Annotated in this window: 1 protein-coding gene; it reads right to left on the bottom strand. The window is 68.0% G+C overall.

Translation table 11 applies throughout. From position 1 onward, the window contains the following. The coding region (locus IEY93_RS37500) for a CHAP domain-containing protein (RefSeq protein WP_189167887.1) at positions 1-761 on the bottom strand (761 nt) is incomplete at its 3' end. Between the last annotated feature and the right edge of the window lie 331 nt (positions 762-1,092).

Here is a 1,092-nt window from a genome sequence, read left to right as displayed (position 1 = left end):
TACTTGATGACGGGCCGGGTGTTGGTGTTGGAGTCGAAACTGTCGGACAGGGTGAAGTCCAGCACCCCGTAGTCGATGGGCTCGGGCTCGGGATCGGGCGTGGCGTCGATGCCGAGCGGAGCGGAGTATCCGACGATGTCGCTGTTGGACCGCGAGTAGCTGTTCTCCTTGACCCGGTCGCTGGCATTGCCCTCGATGGTGTAGACGGTGCTCGAGGTCGCCGACTTGACGATCCCGACGTGGTTGATGTCCCCGTCCCCGTCCCAGTCGAAGACGACGGCGTCACCGGGCTGGGGCGTGTAGCCGCTCGACCGGGTGTGCCATGAGCCGTACTTCGTGCCGTAGTTCTTGAACGAGGCGGCCCAGCCGGTCAGCACGCCGCCGTCGGTCTCGGCGATGTTGGCGTAGCGCACTCCCGCGTTCTTCCACACGTACTTGGAGAAGTCGGCGCACCAGTCGCTGTCGCGCCACTGGACCCCGTCGGTCGAGGGGCAGCCGGAGGAGGACTTCCAGGTGCGGAAGTATCCGGTGTAATAGTTGCAGCCGCTGCCCATCGGCTGTTCGTGGTTGCGCGAGGAGTTGTTGAGCTGGCTCTGGGCGATCGACACGATCGACGCGCGCGTCGCCGCGGCGGCGGGGGAGGTCGTGGTCGCGATGAGCCCGGTCGCGAGAAGAGCCGTGGTGGCCAGCCCGCCGCCGAGCCGGCGCAGCACGCGCGAGTGGGTTCCCGTGGTCCTGGTGCGGGGGGTGGTCGAGGTCATGGAAGTTCCTTTCCGTTCGGATCTGCGATCTCCGTGCGAACAGGATCAGGGCGGGCGCTCCAACCTTCCTGTAAGTGCGCTGTAGCTTCCGGCGGCCGGAACAGGGCGGCGTTACAGGCGTCGTCGGCGCACGGCCCGTGCCGGGATGAAGAGAGGCCCGGCGAACGCGGAACGCCCCTGTGCCGCCGTGTCGATCACGGCGGCACAGGGGCGTGGGGGTACCTGGGACGCGGCCCCGGCGTCCCGGCCGAGAGCCAGGGGTTATCGGACGATGCCTTGGGTGTCGGTGCCGTCGCCGTTCCAGTCGCCGATGACGGGGAGGTCGGCGGTG

The organism is Sphaerisporangium melleum, from assembly GCF_014646695.1.
Classification (GTDB): Bacteria; Actinomycetota; Actinomycetes; order Streptosporangiales; family Streptosporangiaceae; genus Sphaerisporangium; species Sphaerisporangium melleum.
The sequence above is the reverse complement of the archived record's forward strand: the minus strand, read 5'-3'. Positions and strand labels throughout refer to the sequence as shown.